The 17972-nt window shown below is 69.0% G+C and carries 16 protein-coding genes and 1 pseudogene; 11 read left to right on the top strand and 6 right to left on the bottom strand.

Annotated features, from left to right (window positions below; genetic code table 11):
* Nucleotides 1-31: 31 nt before the first annotated feature.
* The 3 genes from ACSQ2G_RS03675 to ACSQ2G_RS03665 form a co-directional block, all read right to left on the bottom strand.
* Nucleotides 32-766: a hypothetical protein gene (locus ACSQ2G_RS03675; protein WP_436028371.1), complete on the bottom strand. Its 735-nt coding sequence runs from the start codon at nt 764-766 to the stop codon at nt 32-34.
* A gap of 139 nt (nt 767-905) precedes the next feature.
* Complete coding sequence (locus ACSQ2G_RS03670; RefSeq protein WP_436028370.1) at nt 906-1457, bottom strand: N-acetyltransferase family protein; 552 nt, start codon at nt 1455-1457, stop codon at nt 906-908.
* 152 nt (nt 1458-1609) lie between these two features.
* On the bottom strand, nt 1610-3802 hold the full coding sequence (locus ACSQ2G_RS03665) for a S9 family peptidase (protein WP_436028368.1): 2193 nt from the start codon (nt 3800-3802) through the stop codon (nt 1610-1612).
* A gap of 105 nt (nt 3803-3907) precedes the next feature.
* Here ACSQ2G_RS03665 and ACSQ2G_RS03660 point away from each other — a divergent pair, with 105 nt between their 5' ends.
* On the top strand, nt 3908-4762 hold the full coding sequence (locus tag ACSQ2G_RS03660) for a trypsin-like serine peptidase (protein ID WP_132091640.1): 855 nt from the start codon (nt 3908-3910) through the stop codon (nt 4760-4762).
* Nucleotides 4763-4834: 72 nt separating this feature from the next.
* A pseudogene (locus ACSQ2G_RS03655) lies at nt 4835-5016 on the top strand (CsbD family protein); the annotation flags it as partial.
* A gap of 103 nt (nt 5017-5119) precedes the next feature.
* Here ACSQ2G_RS03655 and ACSQ2G_RS03650 read toward each other — a convergent pair.
* The 3 genes from ACSQ2G_RS03650 to ACSQ2G_RS03640 form a co-directional block, all read right to left on the bottom strand.
* Complete coding sequence (locus ACSQ2G_RS03650; protein ID WP_436028365.1) at nt 5120-5566, bottom strand: MaoC family dehydratase; 447 nt, start codon at nt 5564-5566, stop codon at nt 5120-5122.
* Nucleotides 5567-5621: 55 nt separating this feature from the next.
* Nucleotides 5622-6953 (bottom strand): Nramp family divalent metal transporter, encoded by a 1332-nt coding sequence (locus ACSQ2G_RS03645; protein WP_436028363.1) that lies wholly within the window; start codon nt 6951-6953, stop codon nt 5622-5624.
* Between the two features lie 123 nt (nt 6954-7076).
* On the bottom strand, nt 7077-8744 hold the full coding sequence (locus ACSQ2G_RS03640; protein WP_436028361.1) for a GMC family oxidoreductase: 1668 nt from the start codon (nt 8742-8744) through the stop codon (nt 7077-7079).
* 161 nt (nt 8745-8905) lie between these two features.
* On the opposite strand from ACSQ2G_RS03640, the gene ACSQ2G_RS03635 reads away from it, so the two are divergent.
* From ACSQ2G_RS03635 to ACSQ2G_RS03595, 9 genes are all read left to right on the top strand, one after another.
* Nucleotides 8906-9790, top strand: a complete 885-nt coding sequence (locus ACSQ2G_RS03635; protein WP_436028359.1) for a crotonase/enoyl-CoA hydratase family protein — start codon at nt 8906-8908, stop codon at nt 9788-9790.
* Between the two features lie 358 nt (nt 9791-10148).
* Complete coding sequence (locus tag ACSQ2G_RS03630; protein ID WP_436028357.1) at nt 10149-10643, top strand: GAF domain-containing protein; 495 nt, start codon at nt 10149-10151, stop codon at nt 10641-10643.
* 116 nt (nt 10644-10759) lie between these two features.
* Nucleotides 10760-11890: a GNAT family N-acetyltransferase gene (locus tag ACSQ2G_RS03625; RefSeq protein WP_436028355.1), complete on the top strand. Its 1131-nt coding sequence runs from the start codon at nt 10760-10762 to the stop codon at nt 11888-11890.
* 25 nt (nt 11891-11915) lie between these two features.
* Entirely contained in the window at nt 11916-12836 is a 921-nt protein-coding gene (locus ACSQ2G_RS03620; RefSeq protein WP_436028353.1) for a glycosyltransferase family 2 protein, read from the top strand.
* Nucleotides 12749-13750 (top strand): hypothetical protein, encoded by a 1002-nt coding sequence (locus tag ACSQ2G_RS03615; RefSeq protein ID WP_436028921.1) that lies wholly within the window; start codon nt 12749-12751, stop codon nt 13748-13750. Before ACSQ2G_RS03620 ends, ACSQ2G_RS03615 begins: the two co-directional genes overlap by 88 nt.
* A 58-nt stretch (nt 13751-13808) precedes the next feature.
* Nucleotides 13809-14309 carry an AprI/Inh family metalloprotease inhibitor gene (locus ACSQ2G_RS03610; RefSeq protein ID WP_436028351.1) on the top strand — a complete coding sequence of 167 codons (501 nt, stop codon included), beginning with the start codon at nt 13809-13811 and terminating at the stop codon, nt 14307-14309.
* 164 nt (nt 14310-14473) lie between these two features.
* Nucleotides 14474-15952 (top strand): methyl-accepting chemotaxis protein, encoded by a 1479-nt coding sequence (locus ACSQ2G_RS03605; RefSeq protein WP_436028350.1) that lies wholly within the window; start codon nt 14474-14476, stop codon nt 15950-15952.
* Nucleotides 15953-16081: 129 nt separating this feature from the next.
* Nucleotides 16082-17302, top strand: a complete 1221-nt coding sequence (locus tag ACSQ2G_RS03600; protein WP_436028349.1) for a DUF2336 domain-containing protein — start codon at nt 16082-16084, stop codon at nt 17300-17302.
* 227 nt (nt 17303-17529) lie between these two features.
* Nucleotides 17530-17952: a MucR family transcriptional regulator gene (locus ACSQ2G_RS03595; RefSeq protein ID WP_436028347.1), complete on the top strand. Its 423-nt coding sequence runs from the start codon at nt 17530-17532 to the stop codon at nt 17950-17952.
* Nucleotides 17953-17972: the final 20 nt, after the last annotated feature.

Raw genomic sequence — 17972 nt, 5'->3', positions numbered from 1 at the left:
GGTTTTTGTTTGTCGCGCCAAGAGCCGCGGGTTAACGGGCGCCCGGTCCCCAAGCCGCCAGCACGACGTCGCCGCCGCCCACCACCGAGATGGCGTCGACCCGGGCGGTGGCGAAGCATTGGCGCGCCTTGACCAGCGTGTAGACGGTATCGTCGATGTGGGTGTCGGGCGCCGCAAGGCGTCCATCGTATTCGCCGCAGAACACCTCGGGCCGCTGGCCCAGGGCCGTCAGCTGGCCGTTCAGAACCAGCTTCATGCCGCGCACGAGCCGGTGATAGGCCTGCTGGTTCATCTTGACCTTGTAGGCCATGAACGGCTGGAAGCGGGGCGGCAGCGCCGTTTCCCCGTCGGCATAGGGAATGGCCAGGCCGTAATTGGTGACGATGCTCTGGACGCCGACCTCCTGGCGCTTGAGCGTGCCTTTCGAGATTTCGACCGTCGTCGGGCCGCGAAGTTCGCTTCCGTCGAAAAAGGCGGTCTGAAGGCTGGGCAGGTTCGGCAGCCCCTGTTGCTTGAAGCCGCTGTAGTTCTCGGCGCTGATCTGGCCCAGGCCGATCATCACCGTCAGTTCGCCGCGCGAATAGTCGTAACGCCAGCGGGCGGGGCTCTGCAGCACCTTCATCGTCCGCTTGCGCTCATCGACGAAGGGAATGGCGATCTGGAAGCGGCGGCCGGCCAGCGACTCGGCGGCGGGCGCTTCGCGGGCCGTTTCCATGGCGTTGCGCAGCCCGGCCGTGTCCAGCATGTCGCCGGAACTCGTCGCCAACAGACTCGCCGCCAAAAGACCGCCGATCATCGCCGAGTTCTCCCGTTCGTCGACGCTAGGAGAACCCTGAGTTGATTCACGGTCAAGGCCTCAGCCGATCCCGCGTGAGGAGGCACGGTCCGGCGGAGCGCCGTCGGGCTCAGACCCCGCTGAGCGCCAGGCCCGGCGCGTCGGGGTCGCGCGAACCGCCGCCGTTCAGCGGCCGCTGCATCCAGACCAGGTCCACCCAGCGGCCGAACTTGTAGCCCATGGCGGGGAACACGCCCTTCTGCTCGAAGTCCAGGGCGGCGTGCAGGCCGATCGAGGCGGCGTTGCCGCTGTCGCCGATCACCGCGCAGATCTGGCGCAGGCCCAGGGCCTCGCAGGCGGCGATCAGGGCGGACAGCAGGGCCTTGCCCACGCCCTTGCCGACGGCGTCCGGGCCGACATAGACGCTGTCCTCGACGGTGTAGCGATAGGCCGCGCGCAGCCGGAACGGCCCGGCATAGGCGTAACCCAGCACCACGCCGTCCTGCTCGGCCACCAGATAGGGCAGGCCCTTGGCCAGGAAGGCCGCGCGCCGGCGACCCATCTCGGCCTCGTCCGGCGGGACCTCCTCGAAGGTGCCCAGACCGTTCAGCACGTTCCAGCCGTAGATGGCGGTGATGGCGGCCAGGTCGGCGTCGGTGGAGGGGCGGATGACGACGGCCATCTAGATCCTCCCCCTTTGGGGGAGGTGTCGCGGAGCGACGGAGGGGGGCGTGGTCGGCAGGCGGCCACAACCCGGATCGACGATCCGACAACTCCCCCCACCGGCCTTCGGCCGCCTCCCCCACAGGGGGAGGGTCTCGTTGATCGATGTCCTCACGCCTTGCTCCATCCCTTGTCGACCGCCCACACGGCGAAGGCGTAGTCCAGGGCGATCTCCTTGAGGAAGTCGAACCGGCCCGACGCGCCGCCGTGGCCGGCGTCCATGTTGATCTTGAGCAGGATCGGGGCGCCGCTGGTCGTGTTCTCGCGCAGCTTGGCCGTCCACTTCTCCGGTTCCCAATAGGTAACGCGCGGGTCCGACAGGCCGCCGGTGGCCAGCACGGCCGGATAGGCCTTGGCCGCCACGTTGTCGTAGGGCGAATAGCTGGCGATGTAGTCGTAGGCCTCCTTGTCCTCCAGCGGATTGCCCCATTCCGGCCATTCGGGCGGGGTCAGGGGCAGGGAGGTGTCGCTCATGGTGTTGAGGACGTCGACGAACGGCACCGCCCCGATGATCCCGGCCCACAGGTCCGGTCGCAGGTTGGTGACCGCCCCCATCAGCATGCCGCCGGCCGAGCCGCCATAGGCCACGGTGCGCCCCTTGGCCCCGTAGCCGGCCGCGTGCAGGTGCTCGGCGCAGGCGATGAAGTCGGTGAAGGTGTTCGTTTTCTTGAACTTCCGCCCGTCCAGGAACCAGCCGTAGCCCTTTTCAGACCCGCCGCGGATGTGGGCGGTGGCCCAGATCCAGCCGCGATCCACCAGGCTGAGGTTGCGGATCGAGAACGACGGATCCATCGACATGCCGTAGCTGCCATAGCCGTAAAGCAGCAGCGGCGCCTGGCCGTCCAGGGCCACGCCCTTCTTCATCAGCACGGTGATCGGGACCTCGGCGCCGTCGGGGGCCTTGGCGTAGAGCCGCCGCGTGACATAGGCCGCCGGATCGTGACCGGACGGGATCTCCTGGGTCTTGCGCAGGGTCTTCTCGCCCGTGGCCATGTCGTAGTCGAACCACTGCCGGGGCGTGGTCGGCGACTGGTAGACGTAGCGCATCACCGGCGTGTCGAACTCGTAGCCGCCCTCGAGGTTCAGGACATAGGCCTCCTCGTCGATGACGATCGGCTTCTCGGCTTTGGTGGCCCGATCGGTGATGACGATGCGGGTGTTGGCGTTGACCCGCTCCACCCGCAGCAGATGGTTCTTGTAGGCCGACAGACCGGTGATGAAGTGCCCCGGCCGGTGCGGGACGAAGTCCTTCCAGTGGGCGCGGCCCGGCGTGGCGACCGGCGCCTCGACCAGCTTGAAGTCGATGGCGTCGTCGGCGTTGGTCAGGATGACGAACCGGCCGTCCCAGTGCTCGACCGAATAGCGCAGGCCCACGGTGCGCGGCTCGACCACCTTCGGCGCGGCCGTCGGGTCGGCGGCCGGGATCAGCAGGGTCTCGGAGGTCTCGTGGTCGCCGGCGCTGATGACGATGAAGGCGTCCGACCCTGTCGTCCCCACGCTGACGAAGAAGCCGTCGTCGGGCTCGTCATAGACCAGGACATCGTCCTTCAGCCCGCCTCGGGCCGGGCGGCGATAGATCTTGTCGGAACGGCCGTTGTCGTCGCGGTGGGTCCAGAACAGCCACTGGCTGTCGGGCGACCAGGCGAAGTCGCCGGTGCTGCTCTCGACGGGCTCCTTGAGGACCTCACCGGTGGCCAGGTCCTTGACATAGATGTGGTGGACCTCCGAGCCCTGCGCGTCCTCGGCGTAGGCGAACAGCGTGTGGTCGGGGCTGTGGTCGGCGGCGCTGACCTGGCTGTAGGCCTTGCCCTTGGCCAGGACGTCGCAGTCCAGCAGCACCTCCTCGCCGTCGGTCCCGCCTCTCGGCCGGCGGCAGAAGATCGGATGCTGGCCACCGATGTTGAAGCGCGAATAGTATTCCCACGGACCGTCGGGGGCAGGGACGCTGGCGTCATCCTCCTTGATGCGGCCCTTCATCTCCTCGAACATCGCCGCCTGCAGGCCCTCGGTCGGGGCCAGCATGGCCTTCACATAGGCGTTCTCGGCGGTCAGGTGTTCCTTGACGTCAGCCTTGATCAGGGTTGGGTCTCGCAAAACCTTCTGCCAGTTGTCGTCCTTCATCCAGGCGTAGTCGTCGACCCGGACGCGGCCCAGCTGCTCAATGCGCTTGGGGATCTTGCGGGCGACGGGCGGAACGGCGGGCGACGGGGTCATGCGGGTCTCGGAAACGGCGGCCTTGGGCTTGAAGGCCGACACCGACGTAATGACCGCCGCCGCGCTCGTCATCATTTTGCGCCGGTTCATGATCAGATTTTCCCCCGTGATGCGTCAGAACGCCAACTTGTGCGCCCTGACGACGCTGGTCAAACTGGCCCTCGCGTAGGGTGAATCGGGGGCTTGAGAGCTTAGATGGCTTGGGACCTGTCGGTCGATCTGATCCAGGCTACCGTGCAGCTCGAGCAGCCGCTCGGCGACGGATCGCGAACCGTCGGCACCGGCTTCCTGATCGAAAACCCCACGCCCGACGGCCGGCCGCGCACCATCCTGGTCACAGCCGCTCACGTCTTCGACAAGATGCCCTCGGCCTCGGCCAAGATCGGCTATCGCATCCAGAGCGCCGACGGCGTCTGGCGCTATGATCCCCACACCCTGAAGATCCGCGACGGCGACCATCCGCTGTGGGTCAAGCACCCCACCCGCGACGTCGCCGCCATCGAGGTCGAGGCCCCACCGGAATTCGCCAAGGCGGCGATCCCCCTGGCCTGGCTGGCCCAGGACGACACCTTCAACAAGTACAGCCTGGGCCCGGGCGACGAGATGATGGCCCTGGGCTTCCCGCGCGGCCTGTCCGCCAATCCGGCCGGCTTCCCGATCCTGCGGTCCGGGCGGGTGGCGTCGTACCCGCTGGCCCCGGCCAGCGTGTTCCCGACTTTCCTGATGGACTTCTCGGTGTTCCCCGGCAATTCCGGCGGGCCGGTGTTCATGGCCCAGGGCGCGCGGCGCCGACCGGGCTCGACCGAGAGCCAGGAGGTGCAGTTCGTGGCCGGCATGCTGACCCAGCAGGTCGAACTGTCGGGCGAGCGCCTGGAGATCGGCATCGTCACCCACGCCAAATATATCCGCGAGACGGTGGCCATGCTGGACAAGCTGGCGGGGCCGCCGCTGATCCAGGCCAGTCCCGCCAAGCCGGTCGTGCCCTCGACCCAGGCGGCGACCCAGGCCGCCGCGGCGGTGTCGGCCACCGCGATCGCCGTCGCACGGTAGGATAGCCGACACAGGAACCTCGCTCCGGGCCTCCCGTTTGTACGGGGAGTTCAAGTCCAGCAGGAGCGAGCCATGAGCACCAATCGAGTCGAAGGCGCGGTCGACAAGGGCGTCGGCGCCGTCAAGGAAGCCGCCGGCAAGGTCACCGACAACGAACGCCTGGAGGCCGAAGGCAAGGCCCAGAAGGCCAAGGGCGACCTCCAGAACAAGGTAGGCCAGGCCCAGGACAAGATCGGGAACGCGATCAAGCACTAGGCTTGACCGGCGCCGGACGAGCAAACGGCCGCGGAGCGATCCGCGGCCGTTTTCCTTGTTCCAACGGCCGGGGACAGGCGCATGCGCCTGTCCCCAATCCAGTCACCCGTAGATGATCGCGATCGTCTCGGCCACGCAGGCGGGGCGTTCCTCGCCCTCGATCTCGACGGTGCACTCGTTCTTCATCTGCAGGCCGCCGGCCTTGGGCTCGACGCTGAGCAGCTTCTGGCGCATGCGCACCTTCTTGCCGACCCGGACCATGCCGGTGAACCGCACCTTGTCGCAGCCGTAGTTGATGCCGCGCGTCACGCCGGTGACATGCAGGATGCCCGCGCCTAGCATCGGGATCAGCGACAGCGTGAGAAAGCCGTGGGCGATCGGGCCGCCGATCTCGCGGGTGGCGCGCTCGACGTCGACATGGATCCACTGGTGGTCGCCGGTCGCCTCGGCGAACTGGTTGACCCGCTCCTGGCTGATCTCGACCCAATCGGAGACCCCGATCTCCTGGCCGACCAGGCTGGCGACGTCGGCGTAGGCGACTTCCTTCATGGCGTTCCTGCTCCCAAACATTTGTTTGGATAGAGACCAGCCGCCGCGCTCGCGGTCAAGCCGCGAAGGTCTGCACCACCAGCCAGGCGTTGGCCGAGGAGATGATCCCGAACAGGCTCCAGGCCACGGTCTTGGTGACCGGGCCATTGGCGAACACGCCCATCAGCGCCCTGTCGTCGGTGAAGCGCAGCAGCGGGAAGATCGCGAACGGCAGCTGGGCGCTCAGCACCACCTGGGTCAGGACCAGCAGCTTGCCCACCGAATGCTCACCCATCGTCAGCACGCCGATCAAAGCCGGGACGATGGCCAGGCCCCGGGTGATCAGCCGCCGCTGCCAGCAGGGGATCGACAGGTTCAGGAAGCCTTCCAGGATCACCTGGCCGGCGATGGTGCCGGTGAAGGTCGAGCTCTGGCCCGAGGCGAACAGGGCGATCCCGAACAGCAGGCCGGCCACGGCCGCGCCGGTCAGGGGCTCGAGCAGCCGATGCGCCTCCTCGATGCCCGCCACCTCGGTCAGTCCAGTCCGGTGGAACGCCGAGGCCGCCAGGATCAGGATGGCGGCGTTGATGAACAAGGCGACGGCCAGCGAGGCCACGGTGTCCAGCGTCGCCAGCCGCAGGGCCGAGCGCTTGCCTGGCTCGTCGGGAGGGACCAGCCGGGTCTGGACGATCGACGAGTGCAGATAGAGGTTATGCGGCATGATCGTCGCCCCGACGATGCCGATGGCCAGGTACAGGGCGTTACCTTGCTTCAGGGCGTCCAGCGACGGGACCAGGCCGCGCGCCACCGCGCCGGCGTCGGGCTTGACCAGGATCAGCTGGACCAGGAAGCAGATCCCGATCGTGCCGACCAGGCCCAGGATGATCGCCTCCAGTTGCCGGAAGCCCTTGCCCTTCAGGCCCAGCACGATGACCGTGTCCAGCGCGGTCAGCAGGACTCCAGCCCACAGGGGAACGCCCAGCAGCAGCTTGAAGGCCAGGGCGCTGCCCAGCACCTCGGCGATGTCGCAGGCGATGATGGCGATCTCGGCCAGCAGCCACTGGACCTTGACCGTGGGCGAGCCGTAGCGGTCGCGCGACATCTGAGCCAGGTCTCGGCCGGTGACCAGCCCCAGGCGCAGGCTCAGGGTCTGCAGCACGATGGCCGCCAGGCCGGACAGCACCACCACGAACAGCAGGGCCGTCCCGTAGCGCGACCCGGCCTCGATGTCGGTCGCCCAGTTGCCGGGGTCCATGTAGCCGACGCTGACCAGCAGGCCGGGGCCGGCGAAGCGCAGCGCCCGCTTCCAGGGCGACAGGCCGTCGGGCACGGCGACGGCGCCGCGCACCTCGGCGGGACAGAAAGGGGCGGTGGCGGTCCTGGGGAGGAACGAGGGCAGGGAGACCATGCGCCAAGCGTTAGCGTGGATTCGCGCGGCGTATAGACGGAAAGGTCTTTCCCCATGAGGAGCGCCCTGGTCATACGATCCGGCGCTCGCCCCGGCCTCACCGGGCGCTCGGCGACGGAAGCCTCAGGCGGCCGCCTCGGCCCGGGCGGCTTGGCGGATCATGTCGGAGGCCTTCTCGGCGATCATGATGGTCGGGGCGTTGGTGTTGCCAGAGACCAGACGCGGCATGATCGAGGCGTCGACCACCCGCAGGCCCGAGAGACCCCGCACCCGCAGCTGGCTGTCGACCACGGCCGTTGGACCCTCGCCCATTTGGCAGGTCCCGACCGGGTGGTAGATGGTCGAGCCGGTGGCGCGGGCGTAGCCCAGCAGGGCGGCGTCGCTGTCGATGTCCGGGCCGGGGTTCATCTCGTGGTCGATCAGCGGGGCGATGGCGGGTTGGGCGGCGATCCTGCGAGCCCAGCGCAGGCCGGCCACCGCGACCTCCTGGTCCAGCGGATCGGACAGGTAGTTGGCGACGATGGCCGGATGGGCCGCCGGGTCGGCCGACTTTATGCGGATGTGGCCCCGGCTCTCGGGACGCAGCTGGCAGGGGGCGATGGTCAGGCCCGGCGCGCCTTCCAGCTCCATCTTCTGTTCGTTGAACAGCTTCTCCAGGTCCATGGTCGCCGGCAGGATGTGGAACTGGATGTCGGGGCTGGCCAGATCCGGCCGGGACTTGCAGAACGCGGCGACGTGGGCCGCCGACAGGGTCAGCAGGCCCTTGCGCGTGAACAGGTATTTCAACGCCTCGGCGGCGAGGCGCCCGCCCTTGCTCTGCTCGTTGACCGACACAGTTCCGGCCTTCAGGCGGAAGCGCGCGCCGGTGACATAGTGGTCCTGCAGGTTCTCGCCGACCCCGGGCAGGTCCTGGACCACGGCGATTCCCTGCTCGGCGAGCAATTGGCCGGGGCCGACGCCGGACAGCTGCAGCAGTTGCGGCGAGTTGACCGCCCCGCCGGCCAGGATCACCTCGGCCCGGGCCCTGGCCGTGCGGACCACGCCGTCCTGGCTGAACGCGACCCCGACCGCGCGCTTGCCCTCGAACAACACCTTGCGGGCCAGGGCGCGGGTCTCGACCCGCAGGTTCGGCCGCCCCATGGCCGGATGCAGATAGGCCACCGCCGCCGAGCAGCGCGCGCCGTTCTTCTGGGTGACCTGGAACCAGGTCGCGCCCTCCTGCTGTTCGCCGTTGACGTCGACGATGCGCGGGATGCCCGCCTGGTGGCAGGCGTCGATCAGCAGCTGCGACACCGCGTGGCCGTCGCGCATGTCGGCGACGTTGAGCGGGCCGCCGACGGCGTGCAGGTCGCAGGCCCCGCGCTCCTGGTTCTGCGACTTGCGGAAATAGGGCAGGACGTCGTCCCAGCCCCAGCCGGCGTTACCCATCTGCCGCCAGCCGTCATAGTCGTCGCGCTGGCCGCGCACATAGAGCATGGCGTTGATCGAGGACGAGCCGCCCAGCACCTTTCCACGCGGCCAGACGTGCGACCGACCGCCCGTGCCGGGATCGGGCTCGGTCTGGTACAGCCAGTTGACCTTGGGATCCTTCAGGGTCGAGGCGTAGCCGACCGGGATGTGGATCATCAGGTTCGACAGGAACTGGGACGGGTTCCGGGTCGGCCGGTCGTCGCCGCCGGCCTCCAGCAGCAGGACCTTGTGGCGGCCGTCCTCCGACAGCCGCGCCGCCAGCACGCAGCCCGCCGAGCCGGCGCCCACCACGATGTAGTCGGCCTCGATGATCGACGTCATCGGATCCTCCCTTTCCCGTCCGCGTGTTTCCGCATGATCGGCGTTCACCCACAATGCGCGGGTCTGGCCAGGAGGCAAGGGTGTCGTCGGGGAAGGGGGCGCAACGGTTGCCGCTGGTTCATACGCGTGTTTGAGTGCGGCCAAATCAGGAGGACATCCCCATGGCCGCGCTCGGCTTCGAGACTCTGCTCTACGCCGTCGAGGACGGGATCGCGACCATCACCCTGAACCGGCCGGACAAGCTGAACGCCTTCACCGCCCGGATGATGAAAGAGCTGATCGGGGTGTTCGACCTGACCGACGCCGACGACGCCGTGCGCGTGGTGATCGTCACCGGCGCGGGGCGGGCCTTCTGCGCTGGGGCGGACCTGTCGGGCGGCGGCGCCACCTTCGACCGCACCAGTCCCCAGGCCATCGAGCGGGAAGAGGGCAAGGTCGGCGACGTCTATCGCGATGGCGGCGGCCGGGTGGTGCTGCGGATGTACGAAAGCCTCAAGCCGATCATCGCCGCCGTCAACGGCGCGGCGGTTGGGGTGGGGGTGACCATGCAGCTGCCGATGGACATCCGCCTGGCTTCGACCGACGCCAAGTTCGGCTTCGTGTTCGCCCGCCGCGGCATCACGCCCGAGGCCTGCTCGTCCTGGTTCCTGCCGCGGCTGGTGGGCATGCAGACGGCGCTGGAATGGTGCTTCACCGGCCGGGTGTTCGGCGCTCAGGAGGCCCTGGAGCGCGGCCTGGTCCGCTCGCTGCACGCGCCGCAGGACCTGCTGCCGGCCGCCCGCGCCCTGGCCCGCGAGATCGCCGACAACACCGCCCCGGTCTCGGTGGCGCTGAGCCGCCAGCTGCTGTGGCGCATGGCCGGCGCCGACCATCCGATGGAGGCCCACAAGGCCGACAGCCGGGCCATCCAGTCGCGCGGCGCGGCCGGCGACGCCAAGGAAGGCGTCAGCTCGTTCCTGGAAAAGCGCGCGCCGGCCTATCCGGACAAGGTCTCGACGGATCTCCCGGACATCTGGCCGGAGTGGGGCGAACATCCGTTCCGGTAAAAGATACCCTCTCTCATAGAGAGAGGGAGGGGCCCGCCGCCGTAGGCGGTGGGAGGGTGAGAGGTTACATCCTATCCGATCGAAGTACGGCCGGGATGCAGTCGACCCGGTAGGATTGGGCAGGGCTTGCTCATTTGGGAACGCCAAACGCGCTCGCGCACGGCTTCATAGTCTTCACGCCGTTCACGACTGGAGGTCTCGAGGTTTTTCGGCAGACGGTGAAACCTCTCACCCTCCCACCGCTACGCGGCGGGCCCCTCCCTCTCTCTAAGAGAGAGGGCGCGCGTGTTGAACGTCCGCGGCCAGTCTCGCTCGCCTCCCCCTCGCATCCCTCCACAAACGCGCTATATCCCCGCCCATGGCTGAAGCTTTCAACGACAAGACCCTGACCGGCGACAAGGCCGCCCGCTACGCCGAGGTGGCCGACGAGATCGCCTCGGTGCTGGACGGCGAGACCAACCTGACCGCCCGCATGGCGACGGTGGCCTCGATGCTGGCCAGCAGCTTTGACCACTATTTCTGGACCGGCTTCTACGTCGTCGATCCGGCCAAGGACCGCGAGCTGGTGGTCGGGCCCTACCAGGGCACCCTGGGCTGCCTGCGCATCGCCTTCGGCCGGGGCGTCTGCGGGGCGGCGGCGGCCACCGGCCAGACCCAGCTGGTCGAGGACGTCCATGCCTTTCCGGGACACATCGCCTGCGACAGCCGCTCGCGCAGCGAGATCGTCGTGCCGGTGTTCGACGCCTCGGGAACGCTGCTGGCGGTGTTCGACGTCGATTCCGACCAGCCCGCCGCCTTCGACGCGGTGGACCAGCAAGGTCTTGAGGCCATCCTGAAGGCCACCTTCGCCTGATCCCGTTTCGCCCACAGGATTCTCCTGGAAGCGTATCGCCACCGATACAAGTGGCCCGGCGGTTGCAGTCCTGATCCACATCATTCCCTAACCGGATCGGATTAGGACACATGGCGATGCTGGACGTTGAAACCCTTCACCCGCGCGAGTTGGCCGAGGCCGACCTGCGGACGTGGCGCGACATGGCGGCGGCCGACCTGGCCTTCAGCAGCCCGCTGCTGGGTCCGGACTTCGCGAACGCCGTGGGCGCCGTACGCGAGGACGCGCGCGTGGCCGTGATCCGCCGCGGGGGCGAGACCCTCGGCTTCCTGGCGCATCATCGTCGCCCCGGAGCGATGGCTCGGGCCATCGGCTCGCCGCTGTCGGACTATCATGGCCTGGTCTCGCGATCGGCCGCCGGCTTGCGCGCTCCCGAGGTGCTGCGCGCCGCCGAACTGACCGCGTTCCGCTATACCGGCCTGGTCGACCCCTTCGGGGTCTTCGGTCCGAACGAACACCGACTGGCCCACGTGATCGCCCTGGGCAACACCGACGCCGAGACCTATCTGGAGGCGGTCCGGGCGGCCAGTCCCAAGAAGATCAAGAACTGGCGTCGGCTGGACAACAAGCTCGAACGGGAGATCGGCGACATCGAACTGGTCGGCCCCGACCGCTCGCGTGAGGCCTTCGACCAGTTGATCGCCTGGAAGCGCGAGCAGTTGGAACGCACCGGCGTCCACGACTTCCTGCGCCCCGAATGGACCCGCAGCCTGCTTCTGGACCTGTTCCAAAAGCAGACCGGTCCGTTCCAGGGCCTGATGATCAACCTCTATGCCGGCGGCCAGCTGGTGGCTGGCCATTTCGGCGTGCGGCTGGACGGGGTGTTCCATCCCTGGATCGCCTCGACCAACCCGACCTATGGCGACTGGTCGCCTGGCCAGATCTTCTTCATGCGCGCCATCGCCGCCATGCCCGGCCTGAACCTGCACCGCTACGACCTCGGTCCCGGCCACGACCACTACAAGGGCGCCTACGCGCTGAGCCAGGTCGAGATCGGGGAGGGCACCGCGACCGCGGCGACCGTCGCCGGCCGCGTCGCCCATTCGCTGGACGGGGTGATGGCCCTGGCTGGTTCGCGGGGCGAGGGTCCCGTCGGGCGGCTGACCCGCCGCATGGAGGCCATCGCCAGCGTCGAGCTGACCATGGGCGGGCGGATGCGCGGCCTGGTCGACGCCTTCGCTAACCAAGCGCAAAGGCGGAGCGGGTAGGCTCGACCAAAAGCCTGGAGTTCCCATGCGCGTCACGGTCATGATCCCCACCCAACGGCGTCCCGGCGGCCTGGCCGTCGCGGCGCGCTCGGTGTTCGCCCAGGTCGGCGTCGACTTCGCCGCCCTGGAGCTGGTGGTCGTCGACAACGATCAGGCGCCGTCGGCCCAGGCCGCCGTCGAGGACCTGGCCGCCCAGGCGCCGTTTCCGATCCACTACGTGCATGAGCCGCGCCCCGGCGTGGCCAACGCCCGCAACGCCGGCATGGCCAGGGCGTCCGGCGAGCTGATCGCCTTCCTCGACGACGACGAAGAGGCCCCGGCCGGCTGGCTGGCCGCGCTGCTGGCCGCCCAGGCCCGCTACGCGGCCGACGTGGTGTTCGGTCCGGTCCGGGCCCGCGCCCCGGCCGGCGTGACCCGGCATCGCGACTATCTGGAGCGCTTCTTCTCGCGCGAAGGCCCGGCGCAAGCCGGGGTCATCGACCACTATTATGGCTGCGGCGACAGCCTGCTGCGCCGCGCGGCCTTGCCCGATCCGGTCGCGCCGTTCGCGGTCGAGCGCAACGCTATCGGCGGCGAGGACGACATGCTGTTCGGCCACATGCAGGCGAGCGGCGCGCGGTTCGCCTGGGAGCCGGCGGCCTGGGTCTGGGAGGACCCCGTGCCCGACCGCCTGAGCCTGGACTACACGATCCGCCGCGCCTTCGCCTACGGCCAGGGCCCCTCGGCCCACTGCGCTGCCGCCAGCCCGCCCGACCACCTGGGCGTCGCTCGCTGGATGGCTGTCGGCGTCGTTCAGAGCGCGCTGTTCGGCTTGGTGGCCGGCTTCAAGTGGCTGACCCGGGCCGGTGACCGCGCCGACTGGCTGGACCGCGCCGCCCGCGGCCTGGGCAAGACCCTGTGGTGGGGCCCGTTCAAGATCCAATTCTACGGAAGGACCGCGTCGTGAGCATCATCAGCGACTGGACCGACGACAAGGCCAAGGTCTTCGGCCGCGAGAACCTGGTCTTCCAGCATGGCCTGCACCAGCGGCCGATGTTCGACGACGAGGGCCTGGCGCGCTTGCTGGACCAGTATCCGCGCGACCAGCTGGGCGTGTTCACCATGGGCGAGGATCCCAAGGCCTGGACCACCTGGCGCAAGGGCGCGGCGGGGAACCTGACCGGCGACCAACTGCTGGAGGCCGCCCAGGCCGGCCGCATCTGGCTGAACCTGCGCAGGACCAACGACTTCGTGCCGGACTACGCCGCCCTCTGCGACGAGATCTTCGCCGAGAAGGAGGCCCGCGTCCCGGGGCTGAAGACCTTCAAGCGCGACCTGGGCATGCTGATCAGCAGCGCCGACGCCCAGGTCTTCTATCACCTTGACGTGCCGCTGGTGTCGCTATGGCAGGTCCGCGGCCAGAAGAAGGTCTGGGTCTATCCGGTCGCCGATCCTTATGTCGGCGAGCTGGCGCTGGAGAGGATCGTGCTCAAGGAGACCGCCGAGCAGTTCGCCTTCGACCCGGCCTGGGACGCCGGCGCCCAGGCCTATGACCTGACGCCGGGGACCATGGTCACCTGGAAGCAGAACGCCCCGCACCGGATCGAGAACGGGCCGATGCTGAACGTCTCGATCTCGATCGAATTCATGACCCCGCCGGCCCTGATGCGCGCCAACGTCATCTACGCCAACGGCGTGCTGCGCCGGCGGCTGGGCGCCAAGCCCCGCGTGCAGAGCGGCTTTGGCCCCACCGCCCTGGGCAAGCTGGCCGTGGCGCGCGGCGCCAAGGCCCTGAACCTGCAGACCCCGCACGTGCGCCACCTGCCGGTGACGTTCGGACTGGACGCCAGTCAGCCCGGGGTGTTGGTCGAGCGCCCCTGACCTACACGCTGGACGCGCGTCGCCCGGCATGGTCCGCTCCGTCAAACGGAGGGACCCCATGCGTAGGACCATGCTGCTGGCCGCCCTGGCGACCGCCATTCCCGCTCTCGCTCACGCTCAGAACGACCCGACCGTCGTCGGCGCGGCCAAGCCTTCGCCCTATGCCGGGACCGCCGAACTGACCGCTCGGATGGCCAAGACCCGCAAGACCAAGACCCCGCTCGCCGACGACATGCCCAAGGGACCAAAGGCCTATGTCGGGTCGTGGATTGTCGGCAAGGACGGGGAGGGGGCCGAGGTCTGCGCCGTCAGGTTCAACGCCGCCGGGGTGATCGGTGGGTTCCAGTTGGTCGCGCCCAAGCGCTGCAAGGATGCGGTCGCCCATTGGGACGACCTCTATGCGTGGCGCATCGGCCCCGGCGGCGAGATCGTCATGGCCGACGCCACGCGGCGGGGCGTCTATGTGTTCAAGAAGCTGGGCGACGAGGTCTGGGCGACTGAGGGCGGCGACTGGGATCGCCTGTTACTGCGACGGGCGGGGGCCGGCGCTGGCCGATAGATGGCGATCATGGCGCCTCCCGTCGCCGCGCCTGAGGGCGGGCCTGCGCGCGCTCGCCGTCGTCAAGGCCCCGCCAAAATGTCGCGGCGCTGGTATGGTTAATGAGGCGTTAGGACTCAGTCGCCATTTCTCGATCCTGCCCCCATGGGGTCTGGAGATTCGGAATGAGCGGGTTCAATCGGCTGCCTCTCGGTTGGAGGTTGATCGTCGTCCTCGGCCTGCTGGCGGCCCTGGGCCAGCTGGGCTGGGCGGCGTTCGGCGGGGCGGGCCTGGTCTCGCCCTACAGCATGGCCGGCATGGCCACCTTGGTCGCGACCCTGGCCCTCGGCCTGCTGGCCTGGAACGACGCGACCCGCCGCGCCCTGGACAGCCTGACCCGCTCGGTCGACGCTCTGGGCGCGGGGCAGTACGACCGACCCCTGGCGTCGCCCGCCACCGACGACCAGCAGGTCCAGGCGCTGGCCAAGGGCCTGGACGGCGTTCAGCGCAAGCTGGCCGGCGACCAGGCGGCCCGCGCCGCGGAGGACTCGGAACGCGCCGCCGCCGAGGCCGAACAGCGCCGCCGCCTGGCGGAGGTCGAGACCTACGCCCGCGCCCAGCTGACCGCCGTCGACGCCCTGGGGCGGGGCGTCGAGAAGCTGGCTGACGGCGACCTGATCTGGCGGATGCGCGAGGACGCTTTCCCCATCGAGGCCCGCAAGATCCCCAGCGACTTCAACGCCGCCGTCGACAACCTGCAGCAGACCCTGGCCGGGGTGCTTGGCGCGGCTCGCGGCCTCCGCGCCGGCTGCGGCGAGATCTCGGCCGCAGCCGCCGACCTGGCCCAGCGCACCGAGCGCCAGGCGGCGGGGCTGGAGCGCACCGCCGCCGCCCTCGACCAGATCACAGCCACCGTCAAGAAGAGCTCCGACAACGCTGAGAAGGCGCGGGGCGTGACCCAGAGCGCCAAGTCCAACGCCGAGAAGAGCGGCCAGGTGGTGCGCGAGGCGGTCGAGGCCATGGGCGGCATCGAGAAATCGTCGCAGTCGATCACCCAGATCATCGGGGTCATCGACGAGATCGCCTTCCAGACCAACCTGCTGGCCCTGAACGCCGGGGTGGAAGCCGCGCGCGCTGGCGACGCCGGCCGCGGCTTCGCGGTGGTGGCGCAGGAAGTGCGGGCCCTAGCCCAGCGCTCGGCCGACGCCGCCAAGGAGATCAAGGGTCTGATCCGCGCCTCCAGCGAACAGGTCGGCAAGGGCGTCAAGCTGGTCGGCGAGACCGGCCAGACCCTGGACCAGATCCTGGGGCAGGTGATCGAGATCAACGACCTGGTCGGCGAGATCGCCGCTTCGTCCAAGGAACAGGCCGGGGGCCTGGCCGAGGTCAACGCCGCCGTCAACCAGATGGGCCAGGTGATCCACCAGAACGGGACCATGGTTCAGCAGTCCGCCGCCGCCGCCGGCGCCCTGGCCGCCGAGGCCGAGGACCTGGAGCGCCGGCTGGGCGGCTACCGGGTGGGCGCCGAGATCCACGAATACCGCCCGCGCCCCGATCCGCGCCACGAGGCGGCCCCCCGCCGCGACGCCTTCCGCGAGCGCTACGTGCAGGGCGCCAACGCGCTGAAGATCGAACCGAGATCGCGTCCCGGCCAGTGGCGCTGAGGCCCCGCCAGGTGGCGGAGCCGGGCGAAGCGGCGCACAGTCCCGTTTCGGCCCGTCCGGGCGCGCTCACCAGGCGTTAAGGGGGATGCGGTCTAGGCTAGGCGAGGACGGGCTTCCGTCAGGACGACCATGAACGATTTCACCGCGCCCTTCGCCAGTCCCCAGCCCGAACCGGCCGCCACGCCGCGCTCGCGGGCGGCCCTGCTCAAGCGGCTGGCCGACGTGGTCTGCCTGCCGGCCAGCCGCATCAACGCCTTCGAGCGCGCCATGACCGCCGACCTGCTGGTCGAGATGCTGCGCGACGCGGTGGTGGGCGAGCGGGAGAAGGTGGCCCGCCGCCTGGCCAACCTGACCGAGATGCCGGGGGTGCTGGTGCGCCTGCTGCTGCGCGACGAACTGCCGGTGGCGCGGGCCCTGCTGGAGCATTCGCCCAACCTCAGCGACGCCGACCTGATCAGCTGTCTGTACAACAGCACCCAGGACCACCGCCGGCTGATCGCCCTGCGCCGGGGCGTCAGCGAGGTGGTGGCCGACGCCCTGGTCGACATGGACGAGACGGCGGTCATCGAGACCCTGCTGAAGAACGAGCTGGTGCGCTTCAGCCACCAGGGGCTGGAGAACATCGTCGCGTCGTCGCGCGACAATCCGCAGCTGATCCCGCTGCTGCTCAAGCGCGCCGAACTGCGGCCCAGCCACGCCTATGTGATGTTCTGGTGGTCCGACTCCGAGCCGCGGCGCACGATCCTGCAGCGTTTCGCCGTGTCGCGCGAGATCCTGCAGGACGCGGTCGGCGACGTCTTTCCCCTGGCGTCGGCCGAGGGCTGGCAGGACCCGCTGTCGCGCAAGGCCCTGCAGTTCATTGAACGCCGTCAGCGAAATCGCGCCGCCATAGCCAAGAGCCCCTATGACAGCCTCGAGGACGCCATCGCCGCGGCCCAGGCCGGCATGACCCGCGAGACGGCCGAGGAGATCTCGTACCTGTCGGGCCTGAAGCCGATGACCGGGGCCAAGATCTTCACCGATCCGGGCGGCGAGCCGCTGGCGATCCTGTGCAAGGCCACCGGCCTGCCGCGCGGGGCCGTGAGGGCCTTGTGGCGCAGCCTTCGCCGACCCGAGACCGACGCCGCTGGGGCGCCGACGCCGGGCCTGGAACGCGTGCTGACCGCCTTCGACACCATCGCCGTCGACAGGGCCCAGACCATGCTGCGCTACTGGAACTGGTCGCTGTCCTCGGCCATGACGCCGGCGCTGCTGAAGGCCATCCGCGAAGGCGACGAAGCGGCCGTGGACGAGTATTCAGTGCCGCAGCGCGCCGCCATGCTGGCGCTCTCCCGAGACTTCGCGCGCTGATCGGTCTTGGTCGTTGAATGTGTTCAGCGAATATTGCCCGGTCTGAACCGCTCTGAAGTCTAGATTTCTATCAACTGAGAGCTGTATTGCGTGGCGGTCTGGCCAGTCCACGGACCGTTTTGCATGGTAGATATTCGCACGTCTATGTTGCGAGTATGTAATAATATGCTATCCAAAACTGAATTGGTTCCTAGCGGGCCAGTACGAGTCGGGGGAGCGACAAGACAATGGACCAGCAGTCCGACCTTATTGAAGTCACGGCGGGCCTCGTGGCCGCCTATGTCGGCGGCAACACCATCGCGGCGGCCGACGTGCCGGCCCTGATCCGCAGTGTGCACCAGGCGCTTTCGGCGGTCGGGACCTCGGCGGACGCCGGCGAGGCCAGCCGGGAGCCTGCCGTGTCGGTCCGACGGTCCATAACGCCGGACTATCTGATCTGCCTGGAGGACGGCCGGAAGTTCAAGTCGCTGAAGCGCCATCTGCGCACCAAGTACGACCTGAGCCCCGAGCAGTACCGCGCCCGCTGGGACTTGCCCAAGGACTATCCGATGGTGGCGCCGAACTACGCCCAGGCGCGGTCCGATCTGGCCAAGCAAATGGGCCTGGGGCAGGGCGGCCGCAAACCGGCCCGCCGGGGACGCGGCGGCTGACGCCAGGCGCTCGACGGAAT

It is taken from the genome of Caulobacter sp. LjRoot300 (assembly GCF_964253875.1).
Lineage (GTDB): Bacteria > Pseudomonadota > Alphaproteobacteria > Caulobacterales > Caulobacteraceae > Caulobacter.
Note: the sequence above shows the minus strand (reverse complement) of the source record. Positions and strands in the feature narration are given on the sequence as shown.

Coding starts and splice junctions, on each gene's coding strand:
- ACSQ2G_RS03640 (WP_436028361.1), bottom strand. CDS start 8,744: ATGACGTCGATCATCGAGGCCGACTACATCGTGGTGGGCGCCGGCTCG.
- ACSQ2G_RS03650 (WP_436028365.1), bottom strand. CDS start 5,566: ATGAAGGAAGTCGCCTACGCCGACGTCGCCAGCCTGGTCGGCCAGGAG.
- ACSQ2G_RS03600 (WP_436028349.1), top strand. CDS start 16,082: ATGAACGATTTCACCGCGCCCTTCGCCAGTCCCCAGCCCGAACCGGCC.
- ACSQ2G_RS03610 (WP_436028351.1), top strand. CDS start 13,809: ATGCGTAGGACCATGCTGCTGGCCGCCCTGGCGACCGCCATTCCCGCT.
- ACSQ2G_RS03630 (WP_436028357.1), top strand. CDS start 10,149: ATGGCTGAAGCTTTCAACGACAAGACCCTGACCGGCGACAAGGCCGCC.
- ACSQ2G_RS03645 (WP_436028363.1), bottom strand. CDS start 6,953: ATGGTCTCCCTGCCCTCGTTCCTCCCCAGGACCGCCACCGCCCCTTTC.
- ACSQ2G_RS03625 (WP_436028355.1), top strand. CDS start 10,760: ATGCTGGACGTTGAAACCCTTCACCCGCGCGAGTTGGCCGAGGCCGAC.
- ACSQ2G_RS03660 (WP_132091640.1), top strand. CDS start 3,908: ATGGCTTGGGACCTGTCGGTCGATCTGATCCAGGCTACCGTGCAGCTC.
- ACSQ2G_RS03670 (WP_436028370.1), bottom strand. CDS start 1,457: ATGGCCGTCGTCATCCGCCCCTCCACCGACGCCGACCTGGCCGCCATC.
- ACSQ2G_RS03620 (WP_436028353.1), top strand. CDS start 11,916: ATGCGCGTCACGGTCATGATCCCCACCCAACGGCGTCCCGGCGGCCTG.
- ACSQ2G_RS03635 (WP_436028359.1), top strand. CDS start 8,906: ATGGCCGCGCTCGGCTTCGAGACTCTGCTCTACGCCGTCGAGGACGGG.
- ACSQ2G_RS03595 (WP_436028347.1), top strand. CDS start 17,530: ATGGACCAGCAGTCCGACCTTATTGAAGTCACGGCGGGCCTCGTGGCC.
- ACSQ2G_RS03605 (WP_436028350.1), top strand. CDS start 14,474: ATGAGCGGGTTCAATCGGCTGCCTCTCGGTTGGAGGTTGATCGTCGTC.
- ACSQ2G_RS03665 (WP_436028368.1), bottom strand. CDS start 3,802: ATGAACCGGCGCAAAATGATGACGAGCGCGGCGGCGGTCATTACGTCG.